The organism is Paenibacillus sp. NPDC057886, from assembly GCF_042796655.1.
Lineage (GTDB): Bacteria > Bacillota > Bacilli > Paenibacillales > Paenibacillaceae > Paenibacillus.
Window position 1 is genome coordinate 203,637 of the sequence record NZ_JBHVMZ010000002.1, and the last position, 18,531, is coordinate 222,167.

General features: G+C 41.7%; 16 protein-coding genes. 11 read left to right on the plus strand and 5 right to left on the minus strand.

Annotated elements, in window-relative coordinates:
• Positions 1-30 precede the first annotated feature (30 nt).
• Positions 31-579 carry a GNAT family N-acetyltransferase gene (locus tag ACFVQB_RS08085; RefSeq protein ID WP_076287542.1) on the plus strand — a complete coding sequence of 183 codons (549 nt, stop codon included), beginning with the start codon at positions 31-33 and terminating at the stop codon, positions 577-579.
• A 185-nt stretch (positions 580-764) separates the two neighbouring features.
• Here ACFVQB_RS08085 and ACFVQB_RS08090 read toward each other — a convergent pair whose 3' ends face one another.
• Both ACFVQB_RS08090 and ACFVQB_RS08095 read right to left on the minus strand, forming a co-directional pair.
• Complete coding sequence (locus ACFVQB_RS08090) at positions 765-1,553, minus strand: SDR family oxidoreductase (protein WP_379436767.1); 789 nt, start codon at positions 1,551-1,553, stop codon at positions 765-767.
• Between the two features lie 24 nt (positions 1,554-1,577).
• The gene (locus tag ACFVQB_RS08095; protein ID WP_113052950.1) at positions 1,578-2,081 is read right to left on the minus strand and encodes a GNAT family N-acetyltransferase; all 504 of its coding nucleotides are present in this window, start codon (positions 2,079-2,081) and stop codon (positions 1,578-1,580) included.
• Positions 2,082-2,319: 238 nt separating this feature from the next.
• Between ACFVQB_RS08095 and ACFVQB_RS08100 the strand changes: the two genes are divergently transcribed.
• The 9 genes from ACFVQB_RS08100 to ACFVQB_RS08140 all read left to right on the plus strand — a co-directional run bounded on the left by ACFVQB_RS08100 (position 2,320) and on the right by ACFVQB_RS08140 (position 10,734).
• Entirely contained in the window at positions 2,320-3,585 is a 1,266-nt protein-coding gene (locus tag ACFVQB_RS08100) for a methyltransferase domain-containing protein (RefSeq protein WP_379436771.1), read from the plus strand.
• Positions 3,586-4,150: 565 nt separating this feature from the next.
• Positions 4,151-4,666, plus strand: coding sequence for an MPN domain-containing protein (locus ACFVQB_RS08105; RefSeq protein ID WP_379436773.1), 516 nt, complete (start codon positions 4,151-4,153; stop codon positions 4,664-4,666).
• Positions 4,641-5,513, plus strand: a complete 873-nt coding sequence (locus ACFVQB_RS08110) for a formylglycine-generating enzyme family protein (protein WP_379436776.1) — start codon at positions 4,641-4,643, stop codon at positions 5,511-5,513. Before ACFVQB_RS08105 ends, ACFVQB_RS08110 begins: the two co-directional genes overlap by 26 nt.
• 14 nt (positions 5,514-5,527) lie before the next feature.
• The gene (locus ACFVQB_RS08115) at positions 5,528-5,800 is read left to right on the plus strand and encodes a MoaD/ThiS family protein (RefSeq protein ID WP_379436778.1); all 273 of its coding nucleotides are present in this window, start codon (positions 5,528-5,530) and stop codon (positions 5,798-5,800) included.
• 1 nt (position 5,801) lies between these two features.
• Positions 5,802-6,833, plus strand: a complete 1,032-nt coding sequence (locus ACFVQB_RS08120) for a hypothetical protein (protein ID WP_379436781.1) — start codon at positions 5,802-5,804, stop codon at positions 6,831-6,833.
• On the plus strand, positions 6,823-7,098 hold the full coding sequence (locus tag ACFVQB_RS08125; RefSeq protein WP_379436783.1) for a phosphopantetheine-binding protein: 276 nt from the start codon (positions 6,823-6,825) through the stop codon (positions 7,096-7,098). Before ACFVQB_RS08120 ends, ACFVQB_RS08125 begins: the two co-directional genes overlap by 11 nt.
• 26 nt (positions 7,099-7,124) lie before the next feature.
• Positions 7,125-7,880 carry a HesA/MoeB/ThiF family protein gene (locus ACFVQB_RS08130; RefSeq protein ID WP_379436785.1) on the plus strand — a complete coding sequence of 252 codons (756 nt, stop codon included), beginning with the start codon at positions 7,125-7,127 and terminating at the stop codon, positions 7,878-7,880.
• 24 nt (positions 7,881-7,904) lie between these two features.
• On the plus strand, positions 7,905-9,392 hold the full coding sequence (locus ACFVQB_RS08135; protein WP_379436787.1) for an amino acid adenylation domain-containing protein: 1,488 nt from the start codon (positions 7,905-7,907) through the stop codon (positions 9,390-9,392).
• A 115-nt stretch (positions 9,393-9,507) separates the two neighbouring features.
• Positions 9,508-10,734 carry an MDR family MFS transporter gene (locus tag ACFVQB_RS08140; protein WP_379436789.1) on the plus strand — a complete coding sequence of 409 codons (1,227 nt, stop codon included), beginning with the start codon at positions 9,508-9,510 and terminating at the stop codon, positions 10,732-10,734.
• A gap of 75 nt (positions 10,735-10,809) precedes the next feature.
• Here ACFVQB_RS08140 and ACFVQB_RS08145 read toward each other — a convergent pair whose 3' ends face one another.
• From ACFVQB_RS08145 to ACFVQB_RS08155, 3 genes are all read right to left on the minus strand, one after another.
• Positions 10,810-11,433, minus strand: coding sequence for a class I SAM-dependent methyltransferase (locus ACFVQB_RS08145; protein WP_379436791.1), 624 nt, complete (start codon positions 11,431-11,433; stop codon positions 10,810-10,812).
• Between the two features lie 243 nt (positions 11,434-11,676).
• Positions 11,677-15,078, minus strand: a complete 3,402-nt coding sequence (locus tag ACFVQB_RS08150; protein ID WP_379436794.1) for a GH36-type glycosyl hydrolase domain-containing protein — start codon at positions 15,076-15,078, stop codon at positions 11,677-11,679.
• A 258-nt stretch (positions 15,079-15,336) separates the two neighbouring features.
• Complete coding sequence (locus ACFVQB_RS08155) at positions 15,337-16,353, minus strand: LacI family DNA-binding transcriptional regulator (protein WP_379436797.1); 1,017 nt, start codon at positions 16,351-16,353, stop codon at positions 15,337-15,339.
• 458 nt (positions 16,354-16,811) lie between these two features.
• On the opposite strand from ACFVQB_RS08155, the gene ACFVQB_RS08160 reads away from it, so the two are divergent.
• Positions 16,812-18,461, plus strand: coding sequence for an ABC transporter substrate-binding protein (locus ACFVQB_RS08160; RefSeq protein WP_379436800.1), 1,650 nt, complete (start codon positions 16,812-16,814; stop codon positions 18,459-18,461).
• The last annotated feature ends 70 nt before the right edge of the window (positions 18,462-18,531 follow it).

An 18,531-nucleotide genomic window follows, 5' to 3' on the forward strand; every position in this document is an offset into this window, starting at 1 on the left:
CCATTATTTCAAAGAAAGAAGGTTGCACTCATGTTTACCTATTCATTGGATGAATATACCGAACTCCGCCCACTTGCCATGGAGCACACTAAACCGTTGTTCGAACTCACGGACCGCTCGCGGGATCAGTTGAGGCATTGGTTACCGTGGGTGGACAACGTTACCGAGATTGAGCATACTTCGAATTTTATCAGCAATGCATTGAAACAGGGAGCTGACAACGGCGGTTTCACCGCAGGTGTCTGGCTGAAAGGCGATCTTGCAGGCATCATTGGCTTCCACGAAATCAACTGGACCAACCGCTCGGTAAGCATCGGATACTGGCTTGGCAAAGGTTTTGAAGGTCAAGGTTTGATGACCAGCGCATGCCGCGTTCTGGTCGACTACGCTCTGGTCACTCTGGATCTGAATCGTGTCGAGATTCGCTCTGCAACCAACAACAAGCGGAGCCGGGCCATCCCTGAACGGCTTGGATTCGTCCTTGAAGGTGTTATTCGCCAGGCCGAGAAACTGCCTAAGGGCTATGTTAACCATGCGGTGTATGGCATGCTGCAGCATGAATGGGAACTTTTGCGCTAATTAGACTTACATAATTTAAATGGTTGGAGGGCCAACTCCTACTGCGAAATATGGCCCTCACAATGCATGCATCAACTCTTAAAGCCCCTCCTACTCCACAACGCGTGGAGAATAAGGAGGGGCTTTATCTTATTTGCGCATTTATGCATCCGTATCACTTGAAATTTCTCGATCAGGCTTCTTCCTTAGAGCGCACGTACCATGCCACCATCCACCACAAGGGATGTACCTGTAATGTACGTATTCGCTCCTGATAAGAGGAACACAACCGCTTTGGCAAACTCCTCGGGTTGACCATAACGTCCCAGTGGAATTTCCTTACGGAATTGTTCGGCAACTTCTTCCTCACTTATTCCATTCTGCTCTGCACGCGCAGCGTCAAGTTCATGTATCCGATCCGTTCCAATTCTACCTGGCGCAACCGTATTGATCAGAATGCCGTATGGCGCGAGTTCCTGTGACAAGGTCTTGGCCAATCCGAACACACCCGTACGGAACGTATTGGACAGAATTAGACCGGGGATCGGCTGCTTCACAGAGGTGGAGGCAATGTTCACGATATGTCCGCCATTCTCCTTCATGTAAGGAAGCGCACCACGAATCAATCTTACATAGCTAAGTACATTTAATTCAAATGCCCGTTCCCAATCTTCATCAGTTAATGACTCAAATGTTCCAGAAGGCGGACCACCTGAATTGTTCACCAAAATATCAATCTGCCCAAACTGTTCGCCTGTCTTGCGAATCAGGGCATCAATATCTTCCTTGCTTGTCACATCGGTTGCACAATATTCGATACGTCCGCCACCACCCAGCGCCAGCAGCTCCTGTTTCACCGCTGCAAGCTTCTCTTCGCTCCGGCTGGCGAGCATGACATCAGCGCCTTCTGCTGCCAATTGAGCGGCTACCGCTTTGCCCAGTCCTCGACTCGATGCAAGCACCAGTGCCTTTTTACCCTGAAGTCCCATGTCCATTGTTGTTCCTCCTTCTACTTTGTTCTATCCTTTGGGCTGGATGAAATAACTCATAAGAATATCGTCCACATATTTGCCTGCGATATAAAATTCAGAGACCAGTCTGCCTTCCGTCACAAATCCGCACTGTGTATAAAAAGCAATAGCCCCTGGATTGCTGGATAACACCCGCAACCTAAGTTTGATGATCCCTTGTTCAAAAGCATGCTGCTTCATGGCATCCATCAGAGCTGTGGCAATACCACAGCGCCGATCATGGGGATGAACGGCGATATTAATCTCGTATACATGGCGGTTAACAGGCATTCCTGTCGGCAGATAAAAGCCCACATAACCACATACCCGCTCTCCCTGAACGGCAATCAGCTGACTGCCTGGAGGACAATGCTGCAAATATTGTTGTCTGGATCGCCACTGAAACGGGGCCGGAGAGGTATGCTTATCCCATACCAGTGCATCCAGTTCCATCAGTTGGGCTGCATCCTTGATCTCGGATGGCCGAATGGTATACGTATGGCTGATAAGCATAAAAATTCAACCTTTCGTGCAATAGTCAATAACACTGCGCAAAGCAGCGTTCTGAAAAAATGGCTTGTTCCTTGCTCGTTTCGACATTTTGCAGTTGAATATGATGCAAAATGCTCCTTTGCTTTATATTGTAGCATAGCCTCAGGCTTGACTAAAATTTCACTCGGTGGAAAGAAATGAACACTTAACCTTGCCGTAACGTCATCGTTTATACTTAATTGATAAGGAGGTGCGCGTGATGAACATCAAAGAAGCCGCGGACAGACTCGGCATATCGGCTAGAGCCATTCGCTTTTATGAGGAAAAGGGACTGATCTCCCCCGTCAAACAGACAAGTAACGGATATCGTACATATACCGAGAATGACATCTGGCGACTGCAAACCATTGCAGCCCTGCGCGAAATCGGGATGTCACTTCAGGATATCACTCAAGCGCTCGGAGAGATTGACCAGGGCAATCAGCAGCGGCTGGAAGAATATCTGGAGCTGCAGCAGGCGGTCATGTATGCCCAGTGGGTCGAGCTCAAACGCATGCTGGACACAACCCAGCGTATGATTGATCTTAATCGCCAAGACGGGCCACTGGATGTCAGCCATCTGCATGATCTTGCAGACAGTGCGCGCCGTCTCAGGGAAGCCCGGCAGAACTGGCATGACCGCTGGAATTACGATATGCAAGCAGCCATCCACGATCAGCGGGTACAGGCAGCGAATGGCCGTGTGCCCGGATCACATGCCTACAAAGTCACATCGGATACGGGATCTGAAATCATGAGAGCAACGGATACGGAAGAGTTAGATCAGGAAGGTGAAGGCAAGACAGCAGCACACAGGACAAATGGCGATACAACGTATCCAGAACCTTCAGGATCAAGATTGGTAGAGTTGGAAGTAGGAGCAAGTGTAGGTACAGGTACAGGTGCGGGACTGTTCAATATGTATGAAAACTATGACGAGGCGCTGGACCAGACCGCAAACTGGATATCTCCTGTGCCCGGCGAAATAGGTCTTGATATTGGCACAGGTACGGGGAATTTGGCAGGCAAACTGTTAGAGCGCGGCGCAGCGATGACCGCCATCGATCAATCCCGGGAGATGCTGCGTACATGCCGCACCAAATATCCGGAGATGCATATGAAGCTCGGCAACTTTCTGGCGTTGCCCTTCACCGACCATTCCTTCGACTTTGTCGTATCCAGCTTCGCCTTCCACCATCTGAGCCCAGATCAGCAGCAGCTGGCATTACAGGAGATGCAGCGAGTGTTAACTCCACGTGGACGGATCTGCCTGACAGACCTGATGTTCGCTAATGCAACTGCTCGTCAGGCTTATATCCGGCAGGCTGAAGCAACAGGCCATGCGGAGCCATTGCAAACGATCAGGGAACGTCATTTCCCGCTGCTGGACGGACTGTGCGGCTGGCTGGAGCAACAGGGCTACGTGACGAAGCATGTGCGGCATAATGAGCTGTTGCATACGTTGCTGGCGGTTCCACTGCGGTGAGCAACGAATCGCCCAAGAGATTACAAGTTGAAAGAAATTGAGGTGTACAGTAGATAAACGAATATTTATGTATTTCTAATTTAAATTGACTCAGTTGAGTGGCTTTTTGTTCTTGGGGTAACCAAGGTGTCTGACTCATTCATCTGGCCTCGCTATACTCCTCATGATTTCTATTAGATATCCATCCTTATATGAATATGCTCTGGATTATTTCGAAATAAATACTGACTGGGAAACTCTTCAAGTTCGTACAGTATCCATTTAATATTCTCAATAAAGTTTTGGAACAAGCTCTCTGTAAACGCATGGTTAGTAGTTTGTAAAACAAAGTGAAAAAAAATCATTGGTTAAACACTTTGCATCTGTGAAATCTCAGAAAAGGTCCATCTATTTACATCAAATAATCAATATACCATTTTTTTATTTTGTAAGATATATACAATCGCATTGAAGTTTTTTTAAATTAAAATGTATAATAATGGAAATAATTAAATTTGTAAAACTAAAGTAAATTCTGCGTAAATATTAATTCCTAAATTTATAATAAAGGTGGCGTGCTCCTTTAATGACGGAAAATCATCGGAGAATTAAGTTTGAGAAACAGCTGTTATTGAATTTTATAAGAGATGTTAAAAAACAGTTCCCCAAAAAAGCGTATGGCTACTTTTTATCAAAAGAGTCAGATGGCGGTCCTTCTGAGTACATAATTATGCAAGAAGATGTAAGAAGTTCTTTTTTAGATTACTTTTCATCCTATGGAAATTACTACAAAGATCATGATGATGCCGGATTTTTAACTTCTCCAGAAGAAACAATTAAGATCGAAAAGTATATTCGGCAAAATAAGTTATTCAAAGTGGGGGTATTCCACAGTCATCAACGACACCCGGCTATATTAGCAAGAGTAGATGTTGATCTACATCCCTCATCAAGTGTTTGGCATCTTCTAATCTCTTTACGAACATTAGAATATCCCCAAATCAGAATTTTTGAAGTAAGTCCTGATAAACAAGTAAAAGAAATTAAAATTGAGTTGGCAGAACAGGAGGATGGAAATGAAGCAAGCTATACATTTTACTGAGATAGGTAAATCTTATAATGAAAATGAGCTTTTCCAATTTCTTAAAACAATCTTCTCTGTTAATCGATTTGGAAAACCTTTAGTGACAAATAATCATGTTCTTTATGAAGCTTACCAGTTGCTTAAAGACTTACCTATACACATTAAAGAAGAAATTCTTTATAAAAGATTTTATAAGGATAATGAAAAACGCTATAAAGAATTGATATCTACATGGATGATTGAGTTACCTGGGGGCACATTTACTATGGGGAATCACAAAGACGCTAAATACATCTATTGTGGAGAAGAGCCGTTACATGAGGTATACCTCTCACCCTATAAAATAATGTCAATTCCAGTTTCAACTAGTTTGTATAAAGAATTTGATCCTGATTATCAAGACGCTCCACAAAATTATCCCGCTACTAATATAACTTGGTACGACAGTTTTATGTTTGCACTTTGGTGTAATACTGATCTACCAACAGAAGCAGAGTGGGAGTATGCAGCAAAAGGAGGTGAAAATAATCACTATCCAATTGAGGAACATTCTCTAATTGATTATGCATGGTTTAGTGATAATTCTGGAGGTAAACTGCACGTAATTGGACAAAAGAAGCAGAATAGTTATGGCTTATATGATATTAACGGTAACGTTTGGGAATGGTGTTTGGACACTTATAACTCTAATTATTATTCAAAAACCGCTTCTCATAACCCAGTGAATATAAATGATGGGGAAAACAGAGTATGCCGAGGAGGAAGTTTTCATTCATTTATAGATATGTGCAGAAATAATTTCAGGCATCATGAACCTGCATCGTTTCATGCTTATGATCTCGGTTTTAGATTAGTTAAACATTAAGGAGGACAATTTAAATGATTACAGTAATTTTGCCGCAATTTCTAACATCTTTAGCTAGAAATCAACAAGAACTACAGGTAGAAGTAACAGACTTCGCAGAACTCAAAAATTATTTGGCATCTAGCTTTCCAGCATTAAAGGAAAAGTTATGGGAAGCAAATGGCACTACTAAAAGAAATGTTTTGTTTGTTTTAAACGATAATTTAATTAAATTTGAAGATTACAAAGCAACTCAGTTTAAGCAAGATGATGAATTAAATATCATTTTACAGTTTGCTGGTGGTTAATATGAGCAATCCAAAAATATTAGATTCGAGAGTTCTTCCTCAAGAATATGTTGAAGAAGCTCTAGGCTATGTATGTTATGAGCGAACGTATCACTATCTATTTACACAAGTATATCAACTAGAGAGCTACCCACTTCTTTACTTGGACAGATTTGTAGGGTGGACTTTTAATACATCAGGCGAGCCGTTTTTGCCTTTGGTTAATGGGCTAGAGGAGTTTCTAAACAAGTATATTAGGCAAGTACATCTGGCAGAAGTAACGGAAGTAATAGAACTTCTCTATAAGCTATTCTCCCAGAAGAATTATGTTTCTTTGACTATGGAAATGAAACACCTAGATGAGTCCATTTACTATACTACCGTATTCATCGAAAATATTCAGGATGAACAAATTGTTTATACACATATCAACGAAGCTAATCAAACTACTAGGAGATGTATGGATCTAAAAACTTTCAAAACAAAGCTTTATATTGATAACAACCTAGTAGAACTATCAGCATATAAATATTCTGAAGTACTGAATAGAATGAAAAAAAATAATATAATTGAGAATATTAAGTTTATCTTTCTCAACCTTTATGGGTTAAAGATAAATAATGAGGGTATAGAAAAAAACTTAATAAAGATTCCTTGCGCGCTATCCGGATTTCATGATCTTAAGAATTTTGTTGAAGAGAATGCTTCTAGATTTTTAACTTCATCTATTACAAAACTTGAACAACAAATTTTAAGTAAACAAATAAAGACTAAGATTCATCCACTTGAGCAATTGATCAAGTATATACTAAGATCAAAAATTCGTATAACAAAGAACTTTAGAGAAATTCTTGAACATCAAGTTCAAAGTGTCAGTGATTCTCTAAATAAACTCCAATTTTTTTCTAGTTTGGTTGTAAAGAAACCAGGCCAACAATCGCTTGATTTATACCTTAAGTCCTTAGACAAACTAATGTTGAATATTAGTTATTTACAAGAATCGCTTTTAGTGGTCTTAAAGGCATTGGTAGAGGGAGAAAATTATGAAAAATGATGTGCTGGACCTTCTTCACGGGCTTATTCCAGAGGATGTGCTGAAAGAAGTTGAGAATAATTTCGAAAACTATATATGTACTCCTCTAAATCAGTTAGGGTTTGATTCTATGTCCACAATATCACTTGTAATGAGGCTTGAGGAACAACTACAAATCGAGTTTGATTATGAGCAATTCGATCCTTCTTCAATTAATAGTATAGAAGGTCTATTGAAATTAATAAGTGAGAAAGAAAGTGATTTTGTTTGGTTTTATGAAATATAATAACAGCCGAAGGGGTTGGAATGTAAATGACAACAATTAACTCACTAACAGAAGAAGAGAAACTGCGATATAGAAGACAATTAATTTTGCCGGAATTTGGAGAGGAAGGCCAAAAAATTCTTAAACAATCCAAAGTATTAGTGATCGGGGCAGGAGGTATTGGTTCTCCCTTACTTCTATATTTGGCAGCCGCAGGTATTGGTTACATAAAGGTTTACGACAATGATAATGTTGAACTAACTAATTTGAATAGACAGATCCTTCATGGATACACAAATATCAATCAAAACAAGGCGGAGTCAGCCAAACAAACATTGAGTGAACTTAATCCGAATATTTTAATTGATATCTCAAGAGATAGACTTGTGAGAGAAAACGCTCTCCAAATTGTCTCAGAATTCGATATTGTAATTAACGCTGTAGACAATTTAGAAACTAGATATATGTTAAATGATATATGCGTAGAGCATGGAACACCATTAATTGAGGGAAGTATCTTTCATTTTGAAGGACAAATCATGCTCATCGAACCTGGAAAAGGGCCTTGTTATCGATGCCTATATCCTGAATTACCAGTAAACGTAAAAAAACAAGAGTTTGGTGTAATTGGTATGACACCAGGCTTGGTCGGAGTTCTTCAAGCTACAGAAACAATAAAGTACTTACTAAAAATCGGTGAACCTCTTACTAATAAATTGATCTATTTCGATCTATTATCTACAACAATAAGAAAAATTGATATTAAAAAGAACCCTGAATGTCCTACATGTTCTCATAAATAATACATCAAAGAAAGGAAATTATAAGTGAAAGAAGTCCATACTCCAAACGCCTCGAACGTTAATCTATTGTTTCAGAAAACATTATTAAAGAATTCGAGTAAATTGGCAATACAAGATGAAAATAATTTCTTATCTTATAATGATCTTGATAGATCTGTTAATAATTTGGCAAATTGGCTAAAACTTAAACACAATTTTAAAAAGAATGAAGTCGTCGCCATTATTAATGAGCGCTCTGTAGAAACTATCACTGCAATGCTGGCTGTTCTGAGAATTGGAGGGATCTTTTTACCGATTGACCCTTCTCTTCCACTTGCAAGAATTGAATATATGCTTACGGACAGTGAAGCAGTGCATATTTTAACATCCCAAAAATTAGAATTAAACTATCAGAATAGAAAAAATAGTTTCGTTTTCATTGATGATATATTAAAGCTTCCCCAATACAATGAGTTATCTTTGGTAGATATCAAAACATCTGATCCAGCTTATATTATCTATACATCTGGTTCAACAGGAAAACCCAAGGGGGTAGTAACAAAACATGAAGGTCTAAGTAATTTGATATCTGTATTTACAAATGATTTAGATATACGCCAGCATGATAAAGTACTACAATTTGCTAGTATATCTTTTGATGCTTCAATCTGGGAGACATTTATGGCCTTTTTTACAGGTGCTAGCCTACACATTGTCCCACAAAATACTATTATGAATCCTAGGCACTTTGAAACTTATCTAAACATTAATAAAATATCAATAGTAACCCTTGGACCCACGTATCTCGCATACCTTAATCCTTCTAACATAGAACACTTAAACATGGTTATTACGGCTGGTTCGCAAATTTCTTCAGATCTGGTAAGAAAATGGTCTAAATTTAAGTATGTGAATGCTTATGGACCCACAGAAACAACGATATGTGCCACTTTGTGGAAGCGAAGTACTATGGAAGAAATTGAATCTATACCAATCGGCAAAGCTATACAAAATTGTGAAATTTATGTCATGGATTCAAATCTGAATGAGTTACCAGCCGGACAGGCCGGTGAGTTATGTATTGCGGGAATTAACTTAGCAATCGGCTACTTAAATAACGAAGAAATGACTAATAAAAAATTTGTATTCAGTGAAGCTTTAGGTAAACGATTGTATCGAACAGGCGATCAGGCTAAGCTCACTAAAAACAATGATTTAATCTTTTTAGGTAGAATTGATGACCAGATAAAAATTAGAGGTTATCGTATTGAAATAGGCGAGATTGAGTATTATATAAAAACATATCCTGAAATATTGGATGCATGTGTAAAAGTAGTGAAGGACTCTCAAAATCAAGATCATATATGCGCCTATTACTTATCTGATGAAACCATTAATAATATTCAACTAAAAGAGTATTTAAGTTCATATTTACCCAGTTATATGGTTCCCAATCATTTAATCAGACTCGAAAATTTTCCATTAACTATCAGTGGTAAAGTTGAAAAATCTCATTTAAGATCTCCTTTTTAATCAATCTTTCTGCTTGAGCAACGTACTATAGGAAATTTAAGGAGTAACACTTCTTACGCCCTGCAAGAGCGAACACCTTAACATAAAAAGTTTACTACAAAGGTGGAAATACTTGATGAGTTCTATTAAGAAAAGCTTGCTTGATTTAAAAGGATTCCACCCTATGATCTATATACTATTGATTGGTACAGCACTTGCTAGAGCAGCTAATGCTATGAGTATCCCATTTCTAGCTATTTATCTGAGCAAAGAAACGGATTTAAATGCCATTTTGATTGGTCTAATTGTTGGTGCAGGAGCATTATCAAGTGCTTTGGGTGGCTTTTTTGGTGGAGTACTATCAGATCAGTTTGGTCGTAAAAGGATTATGTTAATAGCACTTTATATATGGGGACTTGTTTTCATTGGATTCTTCTACGCCCATGCTACTTTAATTTTCTTACTTCTAAACATTCTTAATGGACTATGTCGCACTTTTTTTGAGCCGGTGGCTCAAGCGTTAATGTCTGACCTTACACCAAGTGAAAAAAGAGTTCGAATCTTTTCTATGAGGTATCTTGCTATAAATGTAGGAGTAACAATTGGACCATTATTGGGAGCTTACATCGCTCTTGAAGAAAGTTCAGTAGCGTTCTTACTTACTGGATTGTTCTATATTCTGTATGCTATTGCATTATCTCTCCTGTTACGCTTTTTTAATATAAACGAGATCAATAAGACAAAGAAAGAAAGTGTTACGATTATTTCAGCTGCGAATGTTATATTGAGAGATTCGTATTATCGCAGGTTGTTGATTGGCGGTATTATTGTTACTATTGCCTACTCGCAATTAGACTCAACTCTACCACAATATTTAAACCACAGTTTCGTGACTGGTGTTGAATTTTATGCGATCATGCTAAGCCTCAATGCACTATTAGTAGTAATATTTCAAATACCTTTAACTTCATGGATTGAAAGTAAAGGTTCTCTGTATGCAATTATTTTAGGTAATATTTTTATATCAATAGGGTTTATTGGTTTTTGTTTTTCTCCTAATTTAGTATTTCTTATTATATCTATGTTTGTATTCACTATTGGAGAAATTTTCTATTTCCCGGCTGCTAGTGCTATGGTTGATAAAATAGCGCCGGATCATCTAAGAGGTACATATTATGGTGCTCAATCATTTTTATATTTCGGAAAATTTATAGGGCCCATTCTAGGTGGTTTTTTATTGAAACAGCTAGGTGGCTCAGGTCTTTTTGTTACAATGGTTTTCTTAACTATGGTTGGTACCGTATTTTATCGTGTTAAAGTCGAGAGGAATTTAACGCAATTTGAACACAATAATCCATTTTGAATACTTAAAGAGGATGACACTGAATTAAATGCCATCCTCTTAGCTATTATATTTAAATGATAGCCACATATTGATTTATTTTTTGAGAACACTAATGTGTCTTAAATTTATCCAAGAGCTATTCTGATGTGTATAAAAAAGCTTCTCTTTAAAATGGCCAATTTCCAAGATTGTAAAGTATTCGAAGTGTTTCTTTAAATCATCCTCCGTAAAAAAATGAGCAAACTTGCCTTTTTTATATTCGTATGTATATGGTTCGATCTGATTCCCTTTTTCATTGTTGCTATCCTCGTCTGAAAATACAGAAAAAAAGCCTAATCCATTTTCGTTAAGGAGTTCACTACATTTGTTTATTATTAAATGTCGTTCTTGTCGCTTGAATAAATGAAGAAGATTATAACAAAAAATAGCGTCATATTTCTTTTCTAATTCCATATCAAATATAGACGAATGAATAAAGTTAGATTTAGGATCAAATTCCTTTGCAAGTTCGATGGCAGTAGACGAAAATTCAATACCATCTACATCAAAAACTTTAGATAATTCTTTAGAATTTCGTCCATATCCAGCTCCTAGAACTAGTACTTTTTTTACATTAAACTGCTTATATAGTGATATTGCCTTAAATACCATTTCGCTAGGATCTTCTCCCCAAATTTTCCCTTCCATTTCAAATCTATGTTCCCAATAAGATCCCATTTATCGATCTCCCCTTCCGTTGGAATTTCCCGCCTTGAACTAAACTGATTAAATTACTAAACAGATTAATACAGTATATAATTCTATAAAAAGAATTGTTTACCTTTGTTATTTAATACGATAACTATAAAAAACACCCCTTAGTATCTCATTGGATAAAGAATATTCCAATGTACATTCTAAGGGATGCTTTATAATATGATAGATTGTTTAGAGAAAGATCACTGTCTGAACTTTTGTTTCTTACATATAAATTTCAACAATCGTGCGCTCCGAAGCATTACGCGCTTGTTTGAACTCATCCAGCGAGATACGAGCCCCACCTTGACGGTAGCGGTTCGCCGTTTGTTCGGTGCGGATGTCCTTGCCATTTACCGTTACACGGCTAACCGAACCTTCGTTCAGATGGTAGATAAATGTTACTGGCTCTCCTGCATATTCGAATTCGAATTGCATACCATCCAGCTCAGCCGGCAATACCGGGTCAATAACCAGATCTCCGCCTTCCTGACGAATGCCAAGTGCGTTCGAGATCAGTTGGTTCATGTAGATTCCAGGGCCGCTGGAGTAGATTCTCCATCCACCTTTCACCTGTACTGTTCCTTTGCGTAGTTGGTCAAAATGCTCCTGCGCCTCGTACCGCGTGTTGAACTTGCCGTCGGAACTGCTGAAATACGCGTTCGCCTGACGAATCTCTGCATTAGGTACAACTTCGCCGATGCCAACCGGGTTAATCATGGCAAGACCATTCCACACTTGATCCGTCTTACCAAGCTTCGCCATCGCTTCAACGTAACGGATATGAGCGTGTACATACTGCAAACCGATCTCGCGACCAAAGTTGGACGCTTGCTCTGCCCGTTTGAAGTGGCTGCTCACACCGCCTGCATATTGAGCTGGACGATTCATCAGACGTACCCCATCCGGGCACAGGAACTGCTCACGAATCAGCGCATAATGCGATTCTGCCTGTTCTGCATTCAGCAATTCACCGATCATGCTGCGCGTCATCGGCAGAAGGCGATATTGAATGCCTGTCTCCGTATCTGTTGGGTGAAGCATCAGCTTCGCCTGATCCGCTTCTTCCATGTATACGAATCCTGGAATCACATCTGTACCCAGCATGTAACGATTAAAGTCTTCACGGATGCCTTGAGCCAGAACGTCCAGCTCCTGTGCAAATGCAGCGTCTTTATGTTGCAACGCTTGTGCGAGCACATTTACAGACTGATAAGTCAATGCAACGGTCCAGCTGCTCACCATATATTGTTTGAGCTGTGCATTGGCTGGCTGGAGCGTATCATCCCAGTCCCCATCACCGTAAGAAGACAGGAATGTGTCGTGCAGGAAGTGTGAGCGGATATATTCGATCTCTTTTTTCGCGTGATCTAATACAGTCGCTGTTTCTTCCGTGAACCCGAAGCTGTGCTTAACGGTATACGGCACTTTCTCATCCAGAATCGCATAGTCGCGAGTCGCTGTCAGGTAGTCCGCCAGCACTTTCAGCGGCCATACGATGATGTCACCGTGGCTCTCTTCCTGTTGAATTGCAAAGTACTTGTCGAACATGAACCATTGCGGCCAGTTGCCATCATCTTCATATTGGTGCGTATACACCATTTTGATGATATCGCGAACCTGCTCATATTTTTGCGTTGCCATGAAGTATTCAACCGGACCTTGGCACACATCTCGTGTACCCCAAGCCGCGCCGCCGTACTGCTCCAAACCGTGTGGCACGGAGTAGTGAACCAGCATGTTGTGGGTGTACCACCAAGCCAGCGCATTTACTTTGAACAGATCCTCTGCACTCTGACTTTCTCCACGGGACAAACGGAAACCATTCATTACGCCTGCGAAGAATTCGCGGTACGCCTGCACTTCCTCTTCAAAAGTAAGGCTGGAGCCTGCTGCCACAGAACCTTCTGCTTCGTTTGCTTGACCTTCCAATACGCCTTGTACCTTCAGTGTCCATTCGGCACTCTCTTCCAGGCTAAGTGTAACCATCGATGCAGATCCACTGCGGATGCCACTCGCCAGCAACGTTTCGTCTCCAACATTTACGGCTGCGCCATCCACCGACATACGGTATTGCAGGTCAGGATACGTTCCAGCACTAATCGCTTGTGGATCAGCCTTGAAGATCAGCGTATTGCCCTCTTGCGTCATATGCAGCGGATACTCGTATTCATTTACATTCATCGTAATTTGGTTGGTTACCAGGTAGCGATATGCTTTGCCACTTGTCGAGCGTACGTTCATGCTCACTTCAGTGGTGTGTGCTCCAGTGTAGTTGGTCACAATAATGGTATCCGATTCGGTTTTGTAGATCCAACGCACATAGTTGAAGCCAATCTCGAACAGGGAAGGCATCGTCAGCAGACGATATTGTCCGTCCATTTCCACATAAATGCGTTGTCCAGCCGTCTTCGGCACGTTCAGTGCGTTGCGGGCATTACTGATCATTTTATTAAAATTGGTGTTACCAATAACGAGTTGTGAGTTGAAAATACCGTACATATACGATGTCGTCGTAATAACCTGCGCACCAAGCTGTACATTGCCACCGCTCATCAGGATATGGCCGTGTGGACGCTCAACGAGCAATTCTTTCGCTTTCAGGACGATATGTTCATAACTGCCCGTGAAGAAGGATAACAGTGAATCACCGCTACGCTCTTCCTGATGGCGATCAGGGAACAGATCATTAATCTCATCTTGTGTCAAATCAAGCGCAGCAAGCGGTTCACCCAAGAAGGATGACAGTTTCACCTGTTCCAACGTCTCGCCTTGCTGAGCAGTCAATGCTTGTACTTCGTTCCATGCTGCAGTCACTTCATCCCCGAATTCCAGTGCGGAGATTCCGGCAGGATGATCTGCTTTGGCCAGTCCGTAGAAGACCACTTGGGCTTCCCCGTCCAAGTTTACGCGCTCCGATTGCAACGCTGTGTAGGCAAATTCATACTGGTACGTCTCATTTGCCAGTGTATTATGGCTCAGGCTCTCAGGCTGGTTCGTTTCCTTGTAGGACAGACCGAAGAATTGGAATCCGTCTGTGGAGTAACCAACTGCCTTAGTCAGAGAACCTTGTTGCATGTATGGGAAAGCACCGCCCTGAGGCTGGTTTTGGCGGGAACATACCACATATCCCTTCGCTTCATCCTCGAATACCGTATGGTCAATATACTGCGACAGATAGGCTTCATTGCTGCGTACTGCACCTGGATCAGCAAGCCCTACATCTTGTCCATATACCACGTCAACGTTATGTTGTTGTCCTGTGAGCTTCACATCCCAGAACCAGACGCCTTGCGTTGTGGCTGTAAACACAACCTGATAGCCAATGCCTTGTTCTTTGCCTTCAAGCTGTACTGTCCCTTCCCAGATCAGTTGATTGCCGGATTGCGCTTTGCTTGTGATCACTTTGCTGTTCGAACGCACACCCAGCAGTGGGAACGAGCTGATTTTCTCTCCCTCGTGTACACGCAAATAAAGGTTATTCAAAGATCCATCGATCTGGTTGCTGAGCAATTGATTCAACATGGTCGTACCGGACTTGGCCTGGTACAGGTCCCCACTGTTCAAAAAGGTAAAGGATAAATCCCCGGCAGTCAGCCGGATTGGTTCATTAATCATCGTTGTCATCCTATTCACTCCTTCAATTAGTATAAAATCGAAACGTTTCGATAGATCTGAAAAAGAATAGGGGTCCTCTGCGAAGTGACCTTTGACTGGCCCATTCGGACGGTGATCCCCATCATTCAACTTTCCATTCAAAGAGGGTTAATCCCTTGTGCAACCATACGAGTTGGAAAAGAAAAACTTCACAAATGCAGGCAGATCGGATATGGCATGACTTCTGTATGCAGTATCCAAACCATATCCCATCCGACGAGTTACTTCTTAGGCCGGCTGGTTTCCTGACTCTACCTGTATTGATCGCACAGACTCGCGCTCCACCAGATCAATGGTTAACGTATACGATGTATTCACAGCTTCACCGTTCAGCATCTGGAAGAGCAAATGCCCTGCCAATGAACCTGCTTCATGCTTGGGCTGCCGCACCGTTGTAAGCGGAGGATGAACATATTCGGATAGTTGAATATCATCAAATCCAATTACCGAAATGTCATTCGGTACCGAAATACCGCTCTCTTCAAATGCTTTCAGTCCACCAATCGCCATCTCATCATTCCCGTAAAATACGGCAGATGGAAGCTCGCCCTGCATAACCATCATTTTGGTTGCACTATATCCACCCTCACGTACAAAGTTACCGCTTAGACGCCATTTGGACTTCTCTTCCAGGCCCGCCTCTTGCATTGCTCGCAAATATCCTTGATAACGCAGAGCATTATCATAAGAATTGGATGGCCCGCTGATATAGGCGATGGTCTTATGCCCCTTCTGAATGAGGTGACGTGTAGCCAGGTAACCGCCTTGCTCCCCATCTACCAGCACGTTGACCAGGTGGTTACTCGACAGCTGCCGATCCATCACAATGATAGGGAAACGTTCCCCGGCAGATTCCACCAGAATATCATCATGGATGTTATGAGCCAGGATAATAGCGCCATCCACTCTTTTTTCCCGCAAGAAACGAACCGCTGTGGAGTCGCGTCCTCCCATAGAGCTGCAAGCAATCAGATCATATCCGTTAGCCAGCGCTACGTCCTGTACGCTGCGAATCAATTCCGAGTAATACGGACCCGACAGATCTGTAAGAATCAACGCAATCGTGTTCGTCCGGCTCCGTTTCAGGTCCATGGCAAAGCCGTTTTTGCGATAATTCAGTTCCCGTGCTGCCGCCAGCACTTTTGCCTTGGTCTTGGCACTTACCTTGCTGTCCCCATTCAGTGCATAGGAAGCGGTCGAGAGCGCCACGCCTGCCAGCTTTGCCACATCCTTAATCGTTGCCATTCCACGTTCGCTCCTTCTAACTTTCTTGTTACCTATCATTTTATACTGTAAATGGTTGCAACAACCACACATTCCTATGCATTATCCATTTGAAGTGGCATCAATTCTCATTTATCGAAACGTTTCGAAGTGTTTTCAAAAAAAATCTCTCTTCACGTCTTTTAAGCATCACTGCTGAATCATATACCCTTTAATTCTAGAAGGATCTTGGTCGATACACAATATTTCAATATTGGACTAAAGAAAGGATTCATTATAAATCATAATGAACACGCCTGTAAACCATAGATTGAAACGTTTCGACATTTTCATTATAGTCGGTGTTGATAGCGATTTCAACCTCTTTATCCATTTTTCACAGAAATATGTGAAGGGTATGATTCGAGGAGTCCCCCGTTACACCTTTGTGGTATTATACTGCTTATTAGTCCAATCCTCTATAAGGAGTCCGTTATGTTATGAGCAATCTGGATTTAGGCTTTCATAAATCATCCCCGAACAACCCTGGCCGCTTGCCGCAAATCACAACTGTCCCTCCGGCAATGTTCAGACTGTGTCATCTGGTGCAGCTCCATGATCGGGAAGCCTTCTCCCGTATCGATGAACTGTGGAGCAGCAAGCACGTTCTTTATGTCATCACCTCTGGTCAAGCAAGACTGATCAGTTCGAATGGTCAATTGATGGTAAATAGCGGATCAGCTGTCGTACGCCAAGCTGGAACCCTGCTTCAGCATGAAAGCAAGCGTGGTTCCCTTTCCCCGGTTCAGGGTATTGCAATGGCCTTTGATTTTGCAGATAACGAACAAAGGCTCTGGCCGTTCGGACATCCTGTTCCCGTTACGAGCCGTCTTATTGCCGAGCTGATCTCCGAGTTGGTTCAGTCCAGCTCGAAACGCGATGAGTCCGGACCATTCAAACCTCATATCCTGTTTTATCAGCTGCTGGATACGTTGCGAGATCATGCTGTGCGTTTGGCTCATGAAGATCATTCCTGGCTGGACATCGTCCTCGCGCACATCCATGAAAGTGTTACACATTCCTTTACACGTGAACAATTAGCGAGAGAGGTTAATGTGAGTCCGGAGCATTTTTCACGAGAATTTAAGAAATACACCGGATTTACATTCGTGGAGTACGTTACCCGGCTAAGAATCCGAATTGCCCAGGAACAGCTGCTGTTTGCCAATCCCACATTGCAGGAGCTTGCGAAGTTGACGGGATACAGGGACACCTTTTATCTAAGTCGAAAATTTAAACAAACGGTAGGTTGCGCACCGACTCACTATCGGAAAACGCCAAAAAAAATCGTAAGCCTTACATACAACTACACCGCTTCCTTGCTCGCACTGGGCCATATCCCTCATGTCGGGGCCGTCGCGGAATGGATGGAAGCAAAGATCCTTGAGCTTGGACCTGAACCATTTAAGAAGTATTCAGAGCATGAACTCATTAATCATATCGATCTAATCGCAGACGCTCATCCCGATGTCATCCTTGGTTATGCACCTCATTCCGGCATGGATGAATTACGGCAGATTGCACCAACTATTTTGATGCCTTTTGAAGAACTTGACTGGCAGGAGCAATTCATTCATTTGGGACGCATCACTGGCCTGGAAGCCAAAGCTCGTGTGCTGTTAGACCATTATGATACGTTTCAGCAAGAGGCCAATCGTACACTTGATCAAATGATGGGTGTGCGTGGATCAGCCGTATGCATATTCATGATTGGTGAGAGTGGAGCGTACATCTATGGTCACGGATGGGGTAGAGCTTCTCATATTTTGTATCAATCGCTGGGCTTCACCCCTCCTGCACGGATGAAGAAGGATGGACAACTGCTCACAGGTTACATCCATGTTCCGCTAAATGAAATTCATTTGTATGCGGCAGATCATATTTTTATTGACTATGCCAGGGAATCATCAGAGCAGCATGCTGTAGACAAGCTCTTCGCTCAGGAGTCCTGGAACACCTTGAGTGCTGTTCGGGAAGGGAGATTGTACGAGATTGATGCGGATATGTTTTACGGGTTCGACCCACTCTCGGTTATAGAACAGTTACAGCACATCATGCACCAACTGACATCACATCTGTCCATGCATTAGTCATCATAGATGTCCATGTACAAATGTTACGTCATCCTCTGTGTTATTAATGAGAATAATAATCATTATT

Bases quoted from the DNA above. Each gene is read 5' to 3' on its own strand.
- ACFVQB_RS08085 (WP_076287542.1), top strand. From the start codon at position 31: ATGTTTACCTATTCATTGGATGAATATACCGAACTCCGCCCACTTGCC.
- ACFVQB_RS08090 (WP_379436767.1), bottom strand. From the start codon at position 1,553: ATGGACATGGGACTTCAGGGTAAAAAGGCACTGGTGCTTGCATCGAGT.
- ACFVQB_RS08095 (WP_113052950.1), bottom strand. From the start codon at position 2,081: ATGCTTATCAGCCATACGTATACCATTCGGCCATCCGAGATCAAGGAT.
- ACFVQB_RS08100 (WP_379436771.1), top strand. From the start codon at position 2,320: ATGAACATCAAAGAAGCCGCGGACAGACTCGGCATATCGGCTAGAGCC.
- ACFVQB_RS08105 (WP_379436773.1), top strand. From the start codon at position 4,151: ATGACGGAAAATCATCGGAGAATTAAGTTTGAGAAACAGCTGTTATTG.
- ACFVQB_RS08110 (WP_379436776.1), top strand. From the start codon at position 4,641: ATGAAGCAAGCTATACATTTTACTGAGATAGGTAAATCTTATAATGAA.
- ACFVQB_RS08115 (WP_379436778.1), top strand. From the start codon at position 5,528: ATGATTACAGTAATTTTGCCGCAATTTCTAACATCTTTAGCTAGAAAT.
- ACFVQB_RS08120 (WP_379436781.1), top strand. From the start codon at position 5,802: ATGAGCAATCCAAAAATATTAGATTCGAGAGTTCTTCCTCAAGAATAT.
- ACFVQB_RS08125 (WP_379436783.1), top strand. From the start codon at position 6,823: ATGAAAAATGATGTGCTGGACCTTCTTCACGGGCTTATTCCAGAGGAT.
- ACFVQB_RS08130 (WP_379436785.1), top strand. From the start codon at position 7,125: ATGACAACAATTAACTCACTAACAGAAGAAGAGAAACTGCGATATAGA.
- ACFVQB_RS08140 (WP_379436789.1), top strand. From the start codon at position 9,508: ATGAGTTCTATTAAGAAAAGCTTGCTTGATTTAAAAGGATTCCACCCT.
- ACFVQB_RS08145 (WP_379436791.1), bottom strand. From the start codon at position 11,433: ATGGGATCTTATTGGGAACATAGATTTGAAATGGAAGGGAAAATTTGG.
- ACFVQB_RS08150 (WP_379436794.1), bottom strand. From the start codon at position 15,078: ATGACAACGATGATTAATGAACCAATCCGGCTGACTGCCGGGGATTTA.
- ACFVQB_RS08155 (WP_379436797.1), bottom strand. From the start codon at position 16,353: ATGGCAACGATTAAGGATGTGGCAAAGCTGGCAGGCGTGGCGCTCTCG.
- ACFVQB_RS08160 (WP_379436800.1), top strand. From the start codon at position 16,812: ATGAGCAATCTGGATTTAGGCTTTCATAAATCATCCCCGAACAACCCT.